Origin of the sequence: Massilia sp. GCM10023247 (genome assembly GCF_042653325.1) — a bacterium.
In the GTDB taxonomy this organism is placed as follows: Bacteria; Pseudomonadota; Gammaproteobacteria; order Burkholderiales; family Burkholderiaceae_D; genus Telluria.
In genome coordinates this window covers 1-14623 of record NZ_JBHSIB010000028.1, presented here as the reverse complement: position 1 = coordinate 14623, position 14623 = coordinate 1, and the positions used below count along the sequence as shown (strand labels likewise).

The 14623-nt window shown below is 60.7% G+C and carries 10 protein-coding genes, 1 tRNA gene and 2 pseudogenes; 3 read left to right on the top strand and 10 right to left on the bottom strand.

All coding sequences use genetic code 11. The features are described 5' to 3' along the window. Positions 1-123: 123 nt before the first annotated feature. The 3 genes and pseudogenes from ACFPAH_RS22255 to ACFPAH_RS22245 all read left to right on the top strand — a co-directional run. Positions 124-771: pseudogene (locus ACFPAH_RS22255) on the top strand (DUF2515 family protein); the annotation flags it as partial. Continuing rightward, a complete protein-coding gene (locus ACFPAH_RS22250) occupies positions 750-1190 on the top strand; it encodes a DUF2515 family protein (protein WP_379749735.1) in 441 nt (146 codons plus the stop codon). The pseudogene ACFPAH_RS22255 and the gene ACFPAH_RS22250, both read left to right, overlap by 22 nt. Next, entirely contained in the window at positions 1187-1933 is a 747-nt protein-coding gene (locus tag ACFPAH_RS22245; RefSeq protein ID WP_379749701.1) for a hypothetical protein, read from the top strand. Before ACFPAH_RS22250 ends, ACFPAH_RS22245 begins: the two co-directional genes overlap by 4 nt. Before the next feature lie 87 nt (positions 1934-2020). On the opposite strand, the gene rpoC is transcribed toward ACFPAH_RS22245, so the two are convergent. The 10 genes and pseudogenes from rpoC to ACFPAH_RS22195 all read right to left on the bottom strand — a co-directional run. Next, a complete protein-coding gene (gene rpoC / locus ACFPAH_RS22240; protein WP_379749699.1) occupies positions 2021-6268 on the bottom strand; it encodes a DNA-directed RNA polymerase subunit beta' in 4248 nt (1415 codons plus the stop codon). Positions 6269-6428: 160 nt separating this feature from the next. Next, positions 6429-10538: a DNA-directed RNA polymerase subunit beta gene (rpoB, locus tag ACFPAH_RS22235; RefSeq protein WP_379749697.1), complete on the bottom strand. Its 4110-nt coding sequence runs from the start codon at positions 10536-10538 to the stop codon at positions 6429-6431. A 280-nt stretch (positions 10539-10818) separates the two neighbouring features. After that, the gene (gene rplL, locus ACFPAH_RS22230) at positions 10819-11193 is read right to left on the bottom strand and encodes a 50S ribosomal protein L7/L12 (protein ID WP_379749695.1); all 375 of its coding nucleotides are present in this window, start codon (positions 11191-11193) and stop codon (positions 10819-10821) included. 63 nt (positions 11194-11256) lie between these two features. After that, positions 11257-11787: a 50S ribosomal protein L10 gene (gene rplJ, locus ACFPAH_RS22225; protein ID WP_136222033.1), complete on the bottom strand. Its 531-nt coding sequence runs from the start codon at positions 11785-11787 to the stop codon at positions 11257-11259. A gap of 278 nt (positions 11788-12065) precedes the next feature. Further along, positions 12066-12761 (bottom strand): 50S ribosomal protein L1, encoded by a 696-nt coding sequence (rplA, locus tag ACFPAH_RS22220; RefSeq protein WP_379749693.1) that lies wholly within the window; start codon positions 12759-12761, stop codon positions 12066-12068. Beyond that, the gene (gene rplK, locus ACFPAH_RS22215) at positions 12761-13192 is read right to left on the bottom strand and encodes a 50S ribosomal protein L11 (protein ID WP_379749691.1); all 432 of its coding nucleotides are present in this window, start codon (positions 13190-13192) and stop codon (positions 12761-12763) included. Before rplK ends, rplA begins: the two co-directional genes overlap by 1 nt. A 115-nt stretch (positions 13193-13307) precedes the next feature. Continuing rightward, positions 13308-13934 (bottom strand): transcription termination/antitermination protein NusG, encoded by a 627-nt coding sequence (gene nusG, locus ACFPAH_RS22210; protein WP_379749689.1) that lies wholly within the window; start codon positions 13932-13934, stop codon positions 13308-13310. 2 nt (positions 13935-13936) lie between these two features. After that, the gene (gene secE, locus ACFPAH_RS22205; protein WP_379749687.1) at positions 13937-14323 is read right to left on the bottom strand and encodes a preprotein translocase subunit SecE; all 387 of its coding nucleotides are present in this window, start codon (positions 14321-14323) and stop codon (positions 13937-13939) included. Between the two features lie 36 nt (positions 14324-14359). Beyond that, positions 14360-14435: transfer RNA gene (locus tag ACFPAH_RS22200), tRNA-Trp, on the bottom strand. 110 nt (positions 14436-14545) lie between these two features. Further along, positions 14546-14623 (bottom strand): annotated as a pseudogene (locus tag ACFPAH_RS22195) (elongation factor Tu); the annotation flags it as partial.

Sequence of the window (14623 nt, the reverse complement as noted above, 5' to 3'; positions counted from 1 at the left end):
GCTTGAACTGGTCTGAGCAGGAAACCGGCAGTGGGCACCCTTGCGCTGACCCAATATTACTAGCTTCGCCACTGGCTAGATTGGTTCGATCAGCCGCCGCCGGCTTCCCGATCCGAACAGCCCATGCCTCGTACCTACGTCCCCGGCAATCCCAATCCCTATTTTCCTAAACACAAGTACCACGGCATCGGCGTCGGCTACAACCTGCAGCCAATGAGCGAATGTCGCTTGCATTACTTCGTCGGGCCGGCCGCGACAGTGGAGAGAGCTATCGGCAGTTACCAGTTGACGCCCGAACATCTGTGGCGGACTTTTCAGCAGGAGGCCGAGGACATCATCAAGGTGAACGGCGCCTTCATAGAGGACGACACCGAGCGCAACAGGCGCATCAACGCCGCTTACGCAAAGCTGTGGCTGGCGGGCAACCGCTTCCAGTGGGCTGGACTCGCGGCGTTCGCGTCCAAGCAGGTCGGCTGCGGCCTGCTTCATGCGCGGCAGCTGTCGGAGAAGCACAGGGACGAGCTCAGGGCTGTCGTACACTGGGCGGGCAGCAGCACCGAGGCGGCCGGCATGAGCGCGATGCCGACGACGATTCGGACCGGCGCCGACTACATGCATGAGCGCCTGGGCTTCGCGAACATGCACCTCTTTCTCGACATTTATCCGCTACACCGCTTCTATAGGGAGCGCGGTCCGCAGGACTTCGAAACCTACCTCACCAACAGGCAAGCCATTGGCAAGACGGTCGAGTGGAAGGCCGAGAAATACCTGAAGTTCGGGTTTCCCTTCGGGCAAATCAGAAGCGGCTTTGCGGAAATCGGGGCGGGGAGTCCCGCCGGCAGCGTCAGGTTCTGGCTCGCCATGAGCAGGCGAACGTCCTGCAAGCAATCCTCTACAACGACCCGCGGATGCAAGAGGCTCTCGCCAGGAACCAGTTCGCTTGGGCGATCGGACTCCCGTCCGGGGTGTACACGCAGATCCAGCTCACCCTGTCGGCGCAGTGCAAACCGAAAGACGGCTGGACCTCCTGGTTCCCGCGCCTCAAAAGCGCGAAGTTGTGGGTGGTCGAGGAACGGATGAAGTTCGTGCTCCAGGCCGCCGACCGGTTCGACGCGTTGTTGAGAAGCCAGCAGTGGCCTCGTGTCGAGGAATCCTTGCTCGAGATTGCCGCTGGCGGAGGTGTCGCATGAAACGCCACCCGCTCGTGCTTGCATGTGCGCTTGCTGCGGCGGTGCTCGCGTTTGGCATGTGGCAGCACGCGTCGGCCCCGCCTCCAGCGCCGACCATCTTGTCGTTCAGGCTCGGCCAAAGCTTCGAAGAAGTGGTCAAAGCGTCCACCTACCCGGTCATGCAACGGTCGGCTGTCCCCGAACCCGACACAGGCATGGCGGGGGTGACGGCCGTCACGGAACCGGCCGTCATCCTGTGCTTCAACGATCCACAGCACGGCTTCGTGTTGCCGCCGACGAAGTTCGCGCTGGTTGGCTACATGGACAACGTGGTTGCCGATGTGTCGACTTCCCCGATGCTGGACAAGCTCCCCTTCGACCAGGCAGTGGCGATCTTGGAAAACCTGCAGAACCAGTTCAAGGCGGGCGGCTGGGAGCCGTGGACCGTCGACGGCAGCAAGTGGTTCGACCTGACGCCCGAGGGAAAGAAGCGGCTGTACCAGCGAATGTTCGAGCCGGGTTACAGCCAGTCGGCAGAGTTGCGCGTCCCGAAGAAGTACGGCATGGTCTTCCGGCTCAAGTGCATGGACGGCTGCGAACCCGGCGAGCAACCCCCAACTCTGTTCCTGATCGACGTCGGCCTCAGCGGCGACATCGTTGGGCGGGAACCGGGAGACCTCAAGGTCTGGGACAAGGCATTCCCCGCTTCCGTTGCGTCCGCAGCGCCGGCGCGGTTTAAGTGTCCAACCGACCGCGCCCGCTAGGCGGGCGCGGCCAGGCAGAACCAATGGCGCAAAAAAAACGGCACCCCTCAGGGTGCCGTTCTCATTTGCAGCTACTAGCGAAGACGATTACTCGCCATCCCCATGATGCTCAGCCGGAGCCGCAGCATTCTGCTGGTCTTCCATCGCCTGCAGTTCGGCAGCCATGTTGGCCTTCTCCTGCTGCAGCAGTGCCTGGCGCTCTTCCGCCTCCCACACTTCCTTCTCCTTGCGGGCGCGGTGGAATGCCAGACCGGTACCGCCAGGAATCAGGCGGCCGACGATGACGTTTTCCTTCAGGCCGCGCAGGCCGTCGCGCTTGCCCATGATCGCCGCTTCGGTCAGCACGCGGGTGGTTTCCTGGAACGAGGCGGCCGAGATGAAGGAGTCGGTCGACAGCGATGCCTTGGTAATACCCAGCAGCACGTTTTCGTAGGTTGCCGGCAGTTTGCCTGCCGCTTCCATACGGTCGTTCTCTTCCAGCAGCTCCGAACGCTCGACCTGCTCGCCGACGATGTAGTCGGTGTCGCCGGCTTCCACGATCTGCACGCGGCGCAGCATCTGACGAACAATCACTTCGATGTGCTTGTCGTTGATCTTCACGCCCTGCAGACGGTAGACGTCCTGCACTTCGTCGACGATGTAGCGGGCCAGCGCTTCGATACCCAGCAGGCGCAGGATGTCTTGCGGGTCGGCCGGACCGTCGACGATCATCTCGCCCTTGTTCACGACTTGACCGTCGTGGACCAGCACTTGCTTGTCCTTGGTGATCAGGAACTCGTGCTTGTTGCCGTCCATGTCCGTGATTTCCAGACGCTGCTTGCCCTTGGTTTCCTTACCGAAGGCGACGGTACCGGTGACTTCGGCCAGCATGCCCGCGTCTTTCGGCGAACGTGCTTCGAACAGCTCGGCAACGCGTGGCAGACCACCGGTAATGTCACGGGTCTTCTGCGATTCGGTCGGGATACGTGCCAGCACTTCACCCACCGAAACTTGCTGACCGTCCTTGACCATGATCAGCGAGCCGACCTGGAAACCGATCGTCACGGCGTGTTCGGTGCCGGCGATCTTGACTTCCTGGTTCTGCTCGTTGAGCAGCTTGACCTGCGGACGCAGCACTTTACCGGAACCGCGGCGCTTCGGATCGATCGCGACCAGGGTCGACAGACCGGTCACTTCGTCGACCTGACGTGCAACGGTGACGCCCTCTTCCACGTTCTCGAAGCGGATCGTACCGGCGTACTCGGTAATGATCGGACGGGTCAGCGGATCCCAGGTTGCCAGGGCCGTACCGGCCTTGACTTGCTGGCCATCCTTGACGATCAGGGTCGCACCGTACGGCACCTTGTGGCGCTCGCGCTCGCGGCCATGGTCGTCCGTGATCAGGACTTCGCCCGAACGCGAGATGACGATCTGCGAACCCTTGCCGTTGGTGACGTAACGCATCGTCGCCGTGAAGCGGATCGTGCCGTTCGACTTGGCTTCGACCGACGAGGCCACTGCCGCACGCGATGCCGCACCACCGATGTGGAAGGTACGCATGGTCAGCTGGGTACCCGGCTCACCGATCGACTGGGCTGCCACGACGCCGACTGCTTCGCCGCTGTTGACCAGCATGCCGCGGCCGAGGTCACGGCCGTAGCACTTGGCGCACAGGCCGTAGCGCGTGTCGCAGTTCAGCGGGGTGCGGACCTTGACTTCGTCGATGCCGACGCGCTCGATCTCTTCGACCATGTCTTCGTCCAGCAGCGTGCCGGCTTCGAACAGGGTTTCCTGGGTTTCAGGGTTGACGACATCGGTGCCGGTCACGCGGCCGAGGATACGGTCGCGCAGGGCTTCGATGACTTCACCACCTTCGACCATCGCCTTCATGTGGGTGCCGTTGGTCGTGCCGCAATCGTCCTCGATCACCACCAGATCCTGGGTCACGTCGACCAGGCGGCGGGTCAGGTAACCCGAGTTTGCCGTCTTCAGCGCGGTGTCGGCCAGACCCTTACGGGCGCCGTGCGTCGAGATGAAGTACTGCAACACGTTCAGGCCTTCGCGGAAGTTCGCGGTAATCGGCGTTTCGATAATCGAACCGTCCGGCTTGGCCATCAGGCCTCGCATACCCGCCAACTGGCGAATCTGGGCTGCCGAACCACGGGCGCCCGAGTCGGCCATCATGTAAATCGCGTTGAACGATTCCTGGGTGCCTTCGGTGCCGTCACGCTTGGTGACCGGTTCCACTTTCAGCTGGTCCATCATCGCCTTGCCGACTTCATCGGAGGTCTTGCCCCAGATGTCGACGACCTTGTTGTAACGCTCGCCGGCGGTGACCAGACCCGAAGCGTACTGCTGCTCGATCTGCTTCACTTCCGCTTCGGCGGTCGCGATCATGCCCTTCTTGACGTCCGGGATCAGCATGTCGTCGACGGCGATCGAGATACCGGCGCGCGTTGCCAGGCGGAAGCCCGACTGCATCAGCTTGTCGGCAAACACGACGGTCGCACGCAGGCCGCACTTGCGGAACGACGTGTTGATCAGCTTCGAGATTTCCTTCTTCTTCAGGGCGCGGTTCAGCACCGAGAATGGCAGGCCCTTCGGCAGGATCTCGGAGAGAATTGCACGGCCGACGGTGGTCTCGTAACGGGTGACGGTACGCTCGAACTCATCGGTACCGGCAACGCGCGGGTACTCGACGATACGCACGGTGATGCGGGTCGCCAGTTCGACTTCCTTGTTGTCGTACGCGCGCAGCACTTCCGACACGTCCGGGAACAGCATGCCCTCGCCCTTGGCGTTGATCGCCTCGCGGGTCGCGTAGTACAGACCGAGCACGATATCCTGCGACGGCACGATCGACGGCTCGCCGTTCGACGGGAACAGGATGTTGTTCGACGCCAGCATCAGGGTACGCGCTTCCATCTGCGCTTCGATCGACAGCGGCACGTGGACTGCCATCTGGTCACCGTCGAAGTCGGCGTTGAACGCCGCGCAGACCAGCGGGTGCAGCTGGATCGCTTTACCTTCGATCAGGACTGGCTCGAACGCCTGGATACCGAGACGGTGCAGGGTTGGTGCACGGTTCAGCATGACCGGGTGTTCTTTGATGACATCTTCGAGGATGTCCCAGACCACCGGTTCCTGGATTTCGACCAGTTTCTTGGCCGCCTTGATGGTCGTTGCCAGACCCATCAGTTCGAGCTTGTTGAAGATGAACGGCTTGAACAGTTCCAGGGCCATCAGCTTCGGCAGGCCGCACTGGTGCAGTTTCAGCTGCGGACCGACCACGATGACCGAACGGCCCGAGTAGTCGACGCGCTTGCCCAGCAGGTTCTGACGGAAACGGCCGCCCTTACCCTTGATCATCTCGGCCAGCGACTTCAGCGGACGCTTGTTGGCGCCGGTCATCGCTTTGCCGCGACGGCCGTTGTCCAGCAGCGAGTCGACTGCTTCCTGCAGCATGCGCTTTTCGTTACGCGTAATGATCTCTGGAGCGCGCAGTTCCATCAGGCGCTTCAGGCGGTTATTACGGTTGATGACGCGGCGATACAGGTCGTTCAGGTCGGAGGTCGCGAAACGGCCGCCGTCCAGCGGGACGAGCGGACGCAGCTCCGGCGGCAGGACCGGGAGCACTTCCATGATCATCCAGTCAGGCTTGATGCCCGAACGCTGGAATGCCTCGAGCACTTTCAGGCGCTTGGCGTATTTCTTGATCTTGGCTTCGGACTTCGATTCCTTCAGTTCCACGCGCAGGGCTTCGGCATCGCGGTGGATGTCGATCGAGCGCAGCAGTTCACGGATACCTTCGGCGCCCATGTAGGCGGTGAAGTCGTCGCCGTACTCTTCGTACTTGGCGGCGTAGTCGTCTTCCGACATGATCTGGCACTTCTTGAGCGGGGTCATGCCAGGATCGGTCACGACATATGCTTCGAAGTACAGGACGCGTTCGATATCGCGCAGCGTCATGTCCAGGACCATGCCCAGGCGCGACGGCAGCGACTTCAGGAACCAGATGTGCGCGGTTGGCGAAGCCAGTTCGATGTGGCCCATGCGCTCACGGCGCACCTTGGCCAGCGTGACTTCGACGCCGCACTTTTCGCAGATCACGCCGCGGTGCTTCAGGCGCTTGTATTTACCGCACAGGCACTCGTAATCCTTGATCGGGCCAAAGATCTTGGCGCAGAACAGGCCGTCACGCTCCGGCTTGAAGGTACGGTAGTTGATGGTCTCGGGTTTCTTGACTTCACCGAACGACCACGAACGAATTTTTTCAGGCGACGCCAGGCCAATCTTGATGGCGTCGAAACTTTCATTTTGCTGTACTTGCTTGAATAGATCGAGCAGTGCTTTCATGTATCACTCCAGAGGTGACTAAATTTCTATTTCGGAAGGCATTGTTCACACACTGCATTCCAAACCAAGCGGCATTTCGAAAGGGGAACGGAAGTACTTTGGGGCTCCCGTCCGAAAAGCAAGGCCGATGTGCTCAGCCTTGCCTCCCCTCCTCTGCTTCTTAGTTACGCTCGAGGTCGATATCGATACCCAGCGAGCGGATTTCCTTGACCAGCACGTTGAACGATTCAGGCATGCCGGCGTCGATCACGTGGTCGCCCTTGACCAGGTTCTCGTACACCTTGGTACGGCCATTCACGTCGTCCGACTTCACCGTCAGCATTTCCTGCAGCACGTACGATGCGCCGTAGGCTTCCAGTGCCCACACCTCCATCTCACCGAAGCGCTGGCCACCGAACTGGGCTTTACCGCCCAGCGGCTGCTGCGTCACCAGCGAGTACGGACCGGTCGAACGCGCGTGCATCTTGTCGTCGACCAGGTGGTGCAGTTTCAGCATGTGCATGTAGCCCACGGTGACCTTGCGCTCGAAAGCTTCGCCGGTGCGGCCGTCGTACATGGTGACCTGGTTCTTCGACGGGGTCATGCCCAGGTGGGTCGCGATCTCGTCCGGGAAGGCCAGGTCCAGCATGCGGTGAATCTCCGACTCGTGCGCGCCGTCGAACACCGGCGTTGCGAACGGCACACCCTTCTTCAGGTTGCCTGCCAGGTTCATGATCTCGTCATCGCTGAAGCTGTCGATGTCTTCCTTCTTGCCCGTCTCGTTGTAGATCTGGCCCAGGAAACCACGGACTTCTTCGACGGCTGCCTGCTTCTGCAGCATTTCGCCGATACGCAGGCCCAGGCCCTTCGCCGCCCAACCGAGGTGGGTTTCGAGGATCTGACCGACGTTCATACGCGACGGAACGCCCAGCGGGTTCAGCACGACGTCCGCAGGGGTGCCATCGGCCATGAACGGCATGTCTTCGACCGGCACGATACGCGAGACCACACCCTTGTTACCGTGACGACCCGCCATCTTGTCGCCCGACTGCAGGCGGCGCTTGACGGCCAGGTAGACCTTGACCATCTTCTGCACGCCAGGCTGCAGCTCGTCGCCTTGCGTCAGCTTCTTGCGCTTCTCTTCGAAGGCCAGGTCGTACTGGTGACGCTTCTCGTTGATCGATTCCTTGATCGCTTCGAGCGCGTTCGCCGATTCGTCGTCCGCCGGGCGGATGTCGAACCAGTGGAACTTGTCCAGGTCAGCCAGGTATTCCGACGTGATGACAGCACCTTTCGCCAGCTTCTTCGGACCGCCGTTGACGACCTTGCCGACCAGCATACGCTCCAGACGCTGGAAGGCGTCGCCTTCCACGATACGCATCTGGTCGTTCAGGTCCAGGCGGAAACGCTTCAGTTCGTCGTCGATGATCTGCTGTGCGCGCTTGTCGCGGGTGATGCCTTCGCGAGTAAACACTTGCACGTCGATCACGGTGCCGACCATGCCCGAAGGCACGCGCAGCGAGGTGTCTTTCACGTCCGACGCTTTTTCGCCGAAGATCGCGCGCAGCAGCTTTTCTTCCGGCGTCAGCTGGGTTTCGCCCTTCGGCGTGACCTTACCGACCAGCACGTCGCCGGCGGTGACTTCCGCGCCGATATAGACGATGCCCGATTCATCCAGGCGCGCCAGCTGGTTTTCAGCCAGGTTCGAGATGTCGCGGGTGATTTCTTCCGCGCCCAGCTTGGTGTCGCGTGCGACCACCGACAGCTCTTCGATGTGGATCGAGGTGTAACGGTCGTCCTTGACGACGTTTTCCGAGATCAGGATCGAGTCCTCGAAGTTCAGGCCGTTCCACGGCATGAAGGCGACGAGCATGTTCTGGCCCAGTGCCAATTCGCCCAGGTCGGTCGATGCGCCGTCGGCAATCACGTCGCCACGGGCAACGCGGTCGCCAACCTGCACGATCGGACGCTGGTTGATGTTGGTGTTCTGGTTCGAACGGGTGTACTTGATCAGGTTGTAGATGTCGACACCGACTTCGCCGGCTTGCGCCTCGTCGTCGTTGACACGAATAACCACACGGCCGGCGTCGATGTAATCGACGACGCCGCCACGCACGGCCTGCACGGTGGTGCCCGAGTCGACCGCGACGGTGCGCTCGATACCGGTACCGACCAGCGCCTTTTCAGGACGCAGGCAAGGAACGGCCTGGCGCTGCATGTTGGCGCCCATCAGTGCACGGTTCGCGTCATCGTGCTCGAGGAACGGAATCAGGGACGCTGCGACCGAGACGATCTGGCCAGGCGCCACGTCCATGTACTGGATGCGTTCCGGCGACACGAGGATGGTTTCGCCGGCTTCACGTGCCGAGACCAGTTCGTCGACCAGCTGGCCTTCTTCGTTGATCGCTGCGTTCGCCTGGGCGATGATGTAGCGGCCTTCTTCGATGGCGGACAGGTAGTCGATCTTGTCGGTGACCTTGGAGCCTTCGACCTTGCGGTACGGGGTTTCCAGGAAGCCGTATTCGTTCAGGCGGGCGTACAGAGCCAGCGAGTTGATCAGGCCGATGTTCGGGCCTTCAGGCGTTTCGATCGGGCACACGCGGCCGTAGTGGGTCGGGTGCACGTCGCGCACCTCGAAGCCGGCGCGTTCGCGGGTCAGGCCGCCAGGGCCGAGGGCGGAAACACGGCGCTTGTGCGTGATTTCCGACAGCGGGTTGGTCTGGTCCATGAACTGCGACAGCTGCGACGAACCGAAGAATTCGCGGATCGCGGCCGAGATCGGCTTGCTGTTGATCAGGTCGTGCGGCATCAGGTTGTCCGCTTCGGCCTGGCCGAGGCGTTCCTTGACGGCACGCTCGACACGCACCAGGCCTGCGCGGAACTGGTTTTCGGCCAGTTCGCCCACGCAACGCACGCGGCGGTTACCCAGGTGATCGATGTCGTCGACTTCGCCGCGGCCATTGCGCAGCTCGACCAGGATCTTGATCACGGCCAGGATGTCGTCGTTCGACAGGGTCATCGCGCCGACCAGCTCGTCGCGGCCGATGCGGCGGTTGAACTTCATGCGGCCGACGGCCGACAGGTCGTAGCGCTCAGGGCTGTAGAACAGGCCGTTGAACAGGGCTTCGACCGACTCTTCGGTCGGCGGTTCGCCAGGACGCATCATGCGGTAGATCGCCACGCGCGCGGCCATCTGGTCGGCGGTGTCGTCGGTGCGCAGGGTCTGCGAGATGTAGCCGCCCTGGTCCAGGTCGTTCGTGTACAGGGTCTGGATGGCGTCGACGTCGGCATCGCGCAGCTTGCCCAGCAGCTCGTCGGTCAGCTCGTCGTTGGCGTTGGCGATGATCTCGCCGGTGTCCGCGTCAACGATGTTGCGGGCCAGGATACGGCCGATCAGGTAGTCTTCCGGTACCGAGATGGCCTTGATGCCGGCCGCTTCGATGTCGCGCACATGCTTGGCATTGATGCGCTTGTCCTTGGTCACGATGGTCTTGCCGGTCTTCGGATCGACGATGTCGAAGCGCGCGACTTCGCCGCGCAGTCGCTCGGACACGAATTCGATTTCCCCGCCTTCCGAGCGCAGGGTGAAGTTGTCGAACACGAAGAAGTTCGCCAGGATCTGTTCCGGCGTCATGCCAATGGCCTTCAGCAGGATCGTCACCGGCATCTTGCGGCGGCGGTCGACGCGGAAGAACAGGATGTCTTTCGGGTCGAACTCGAAGTCCAGCCACGAGCCGCGGTAAGGGATGATACGTGCCGAGAAGAGCAGCTTGCCCGACGAGTGCGTCTTGCCGCGGTCGTGTTCGAAGAACACGCCCGGCGAGCGGTGCAGCTGCGAGACGATCACGCGTTCGGTGCCGTTGATGACGAACGAACCATTGGCGGTCATGAGCGGCAATTCGCCCATGTACACTTCCTGCTCTTTCATTTCCTTGACGACCGGCTTGGTCGGCGATTCCTTGTCCAGGATCACCAGGCGCACTTTGGCGCGCAGTGGGGAGGCAAAGGTCAGGCCACGCTGTTGGCATTCCTTGACGTCAAACGCGGGGTCGCCCAGCACGTAGGACAGGAATTCGAGGCGAGCGAAGCCGTTGTGCGACACGATCGGGAAGATCGAGCTGAAAGCCGACTGCAGGCCTTCGTTCTTGCGCGCGGAAGGACCGGCGTCCGCTTGCAGGAAGTTCTCGTAGGATTCGAGCTGGGTAGCCAGAAGGTATGGAACGTTGTGAACGTTGGCGCGCTTCGCGAACGACTTGCGAATGCGTTTCTTCTCAGTAAATGAGTAGTGCATGGACACTCCGTGAGTGACAGAAAGGATGAGAATTCAGGGATTGCCAGTGGTGGGACGACCACATACAAGGCCTCAAGTCTCTTACTGTTCCGCCAGATGAAAAGGACAAGCGTACTGCTGTGCTACGATTATTGCGGTGCTGCTGAGTCGATACTGCTTGCCGGGATGCTGCGTTTGCCGCAGGGACGACAAAAGAGCCAAAGCCGCAACCCCACCTTCCGGCGGGGTTTGCAAGCTTTGACTCCGGCTCCGGGCGCCGTGCGGCGCCCTTTGCTTTTTATTACTTCAGCTCGGCCTTGGCGCCAGCGTCTTCCAGCTTCTTCTTGGCGGCTTCAGCGTCAGCTTTCGGCATGGCTTCTTTCACGGTCTTCGGTGCGCCGTCGACCACGTCTTTGGCTTCCTTCAGGCCCAGGCCGGTGATTTCACGGACGGCCTTGATGACGCCGACCTTGTTCGCGCCGACTTCCGACAGGACCAGGTTGAACTCGGTCTGCTCTTCAGCAGCAGCAGCAGCAGCGCCGCCGCCAGCTGCCGGTGCTGCCATTGCAGCTGCCGACACGCCGAACTTCTCTTCGAATGCCTTGACCAGTTCGTTCAGGTCCATGACGGACATTTCGCTCACTGCGTTCAGGATATCGTCTTTGCTAATTGCCATTTGAAACTCCAGATTTGTGTGTGTTTGTAGTACAGATCAGTTACTTGAGAAAAAAGGCTGCGCTTACGCTGCAGCGGTTTCTTCGGCTGCAGGAGCAGCTTCCGAACCTTCGCCTTTTTTCGCTGCCAGGGCAGCCAAGCCACGTGCAAAGCCCGACACCGGAGCCAGCATCACGCCCAACAGCTGCGAGATGAGGACTTCACGCGACGGAATGCTTGCCAACGCGGTAACGCCAGCTACGTCGAGCTGCTTACCTGCGTAGTTACCGGCTTTCACGACCAGCTTGTCGTTGGTTTTGGCGAAGTCGTTGATGACTTTCGCTGCTGCAACGGCGTCGTCCGAGATCGAGTAGATCAGCGGACCGGTCATGGCGTCAGCCAGTGGGGCAAACTGCGTGCCTTCGACAGAGCGGCGTGCCAGCGTGTTCTTCAGAACACGCAGGTACACACCCTGCGAGCGCGCGGCTGCACGGAGTTTGGTCAAGTGACTAACCTGGATGCCACGGTACTCGGCCACGACGATCGTTTGCGCGGTTGCTACTTTCGCGCTCACTTCTTCGACGACGGCCTTTTTGTCATTCAGATTAAGACCCACGGTCAATCTCCTTAATTAATGCGAACAAAAGCGTTCGCATCGGTTCGAACACGGCGTCCGAAGTTAAGAAGTCAAACTAACGCGGATGAATTCACGCAGCATGGACTACAAAACTTGTTCGGGTACACCATCTGCGTTGGGTGGGGGTTTAACCTCCTGCCTACCTGATGCATTCGGCCCAACGGTCTTTGATTGCCTGCCGGAGCGGTGTTCCTGCTCCGGCAGCCCAAAGATGCGCCCCGCTGATGCTTTGCGAGGACTTGATTCTTGAAACTTGTTTAAGCGGCGATCGAAGCGTGATCGACACGGACGCCGGCGCCCATGGTCGACGAGATCGCGACCTTGCGCAGGTACACGCCCTTCGAGGTGGCCGGCTTGGCCTTGTTCAGTGCGTCGATCAGGGCAGCCAGGTTGGCCTTCAGGTCGGCGTCGTTGAACGACTTGCGGCCGATGGTCGCGTGGATGATGCCCGACTTGTCGGTACGGTACTGGACCTGACCGGCTTTGGCGTTACGGACCGCGCCAGCGACGTCAGGGGTGACGGTGCCGACCTTCGGGTTAGGCATCAGGCCGCGTGGGCCCAGGATCTGGCCCAGGGTACCGACGATACGCATGGTGTCAGGCGAGGCGATGACGACGTCGAACGGCATGTCGCCGGCTTTGACGCGCTCTGCCAGGTCTTCCATGCCGACGATGTCGGCGCCTGCGGCTTTAGCGGCTTCAGCCTTTTCGCCCGAGGCGAAGACGGCGACGCGCACTTCCTTGCCGGTGCCTGCTGGCAGGACGACCGAACCACGAACGACCTGGTCCGACTTCTTCGGATCCACGCCCAGTTGAACGGCGACGTCGATCGACTCGTTGAACTTGGCGGTTGCGAATTCCTTGACGATCGACAGTGCGTTGTCGAAGGCGTAGACCTTGTTACGGTCGACTTTCGCTTTCATTTCTTTGACGCGCTTGGACAGCTTAGCCATTACACACCCTCCACCGTGATGCCCATCGAACGTGCCGAGCCGGCGATGATACGCACAGCGGCGTCCATGTCGGCAGCGGTCAGGTCCGGCTGCTTGGTTTTTGCGATTTCTTCAGCCTGTGCACGGGTCAGCGTGCCAACCTTGTCGGTATGTGGCTTCGGCGAACCCTTGGTGATGCCAGCGGCTTTCTTGATCAGGTAGGTTGCCGGTGGGGTCTTCATCACGAAGGTGAAGGACTTGTCGGCAAAGGCGGTGATCACGACCGGAATCGGCATGCCTGGCTCGAGACCCTGGGTCTGGGCGTTGAACGCCTTGCAGAATTCCATGATGTTCAGGCCGCGCTGACCGAGTGCTGGACCGATCGGTGGGGATGGGTTTGCTTTACCAGCTGCCACTTGCAGCTTGATAAAACCAATAATCTTCTTGGCCATGATGGCTCCTTGGTTGCTTTGAGTAGTAGCGCCCCACCGCGGCGTTACTACCGGCTCGGCGGGGCTCCTCTTACCGGATTCCGCCTTGCTGCTGCGACGCTCCGATTATTGCGTTTTAAACTTTTTCTACCTGCCCGAACTCCAGTTCCACCGGAGTTGCGCGGCCGAAGATGGTGACAGTCACACGCACCTTCGATTTTTCGTAATTCACTTCCTCGACGTTGCCGTTGAAGTCGGTGAACGGGCCTTCCTTGATCCGGACCTGCTCGCCCACTTCGTACAGCACTTTCGGCCGTGGCTTCTCGACGCCTTCCTGGACCTGCTGCATGATCTTGTCGATCTCGCGCGCGGGAATCGGGGTCGGCTTGTTCGATTTGCCGCCGATGAAGCCGGTGACCTTGCTGGTGTTTTTCACCAGGTGCCAGGTCTCGTCCGTCATTTCCATCTCGACCAGCACGTAGCCGGGGAAGAAGCGGCGCTCGGTGACCGATTTGCTGCCGTTCTTGACTTCCACGACTTCTTCGGTCGGGACCAGGATCTGGCCGAACTGCTCGCTCATGCCGGCGCGCTCGATGCGCTCGGTCAGGGCGCGCATGACGCTCTTTTCCATGCCCGAGTAGACGTGAACGACGTACCAGCGCTTGTTGCTGACCGGGACGCTCACAGGAGCGGCGGCCGCCGGCGCACCAGCGTCAGACGCCGGAACTTCGTCCGGCGCATTATCTTGCACGTTATCGCTCATTTTTATTTCCACCCCAGGACCAGGTCGTACAACAGGAATTCCAACAGCTTGTCCGTGCCCCACAGGAAGATCGCCATCACGACCACAAAGCCGAACACGATCATGGTGATCGAGGTCGCTTCCTTGCGGGTCGGCCAGACCACCTTCTTGACTTCGCGAACGGATTCTTTGCCGAAGCTGAGGAACTCGCGGCCAGAGGTGGAGGTCCACAAAAGCAGGACGGCAAAAACTAAACCAGCCATCAGGGCGCCGCCGGCGACCAAGGCTGGTTTGTTCTGGCCTTTCAGGTAAAAGAACCCGATTACGCCTGCAATCGCGGCAACCACCGCCAGGATCACCTTAAACTTGTCATTCGAGGTGCTTACGGTTTGCACGGATTGATTAGACATTCTTCTTTACTTTCGGTGCTGCGCACCAGAATTCGGTGGCAGGGGCGGAGGGAATCGAACCCGCGACCTTCGGTTTTGGAGACCGACGCTCTGCCAATTGAGCTACACCCCTACGAAGACTTCAGCTGAATCGCGCATTCTACACCATACGCGCGCATGGTGGGGAATGTTTTTGAAGAGGTGGTTGGCACCACCTCTTCGGTACTACTAACTACTTATTGCTTAGGCAATGATCTTGGCAACCACGCCGGCGCCGACGGTACGGCCGCCTTCGCGGATTGCGAAGCGCAGGCCTTCTTC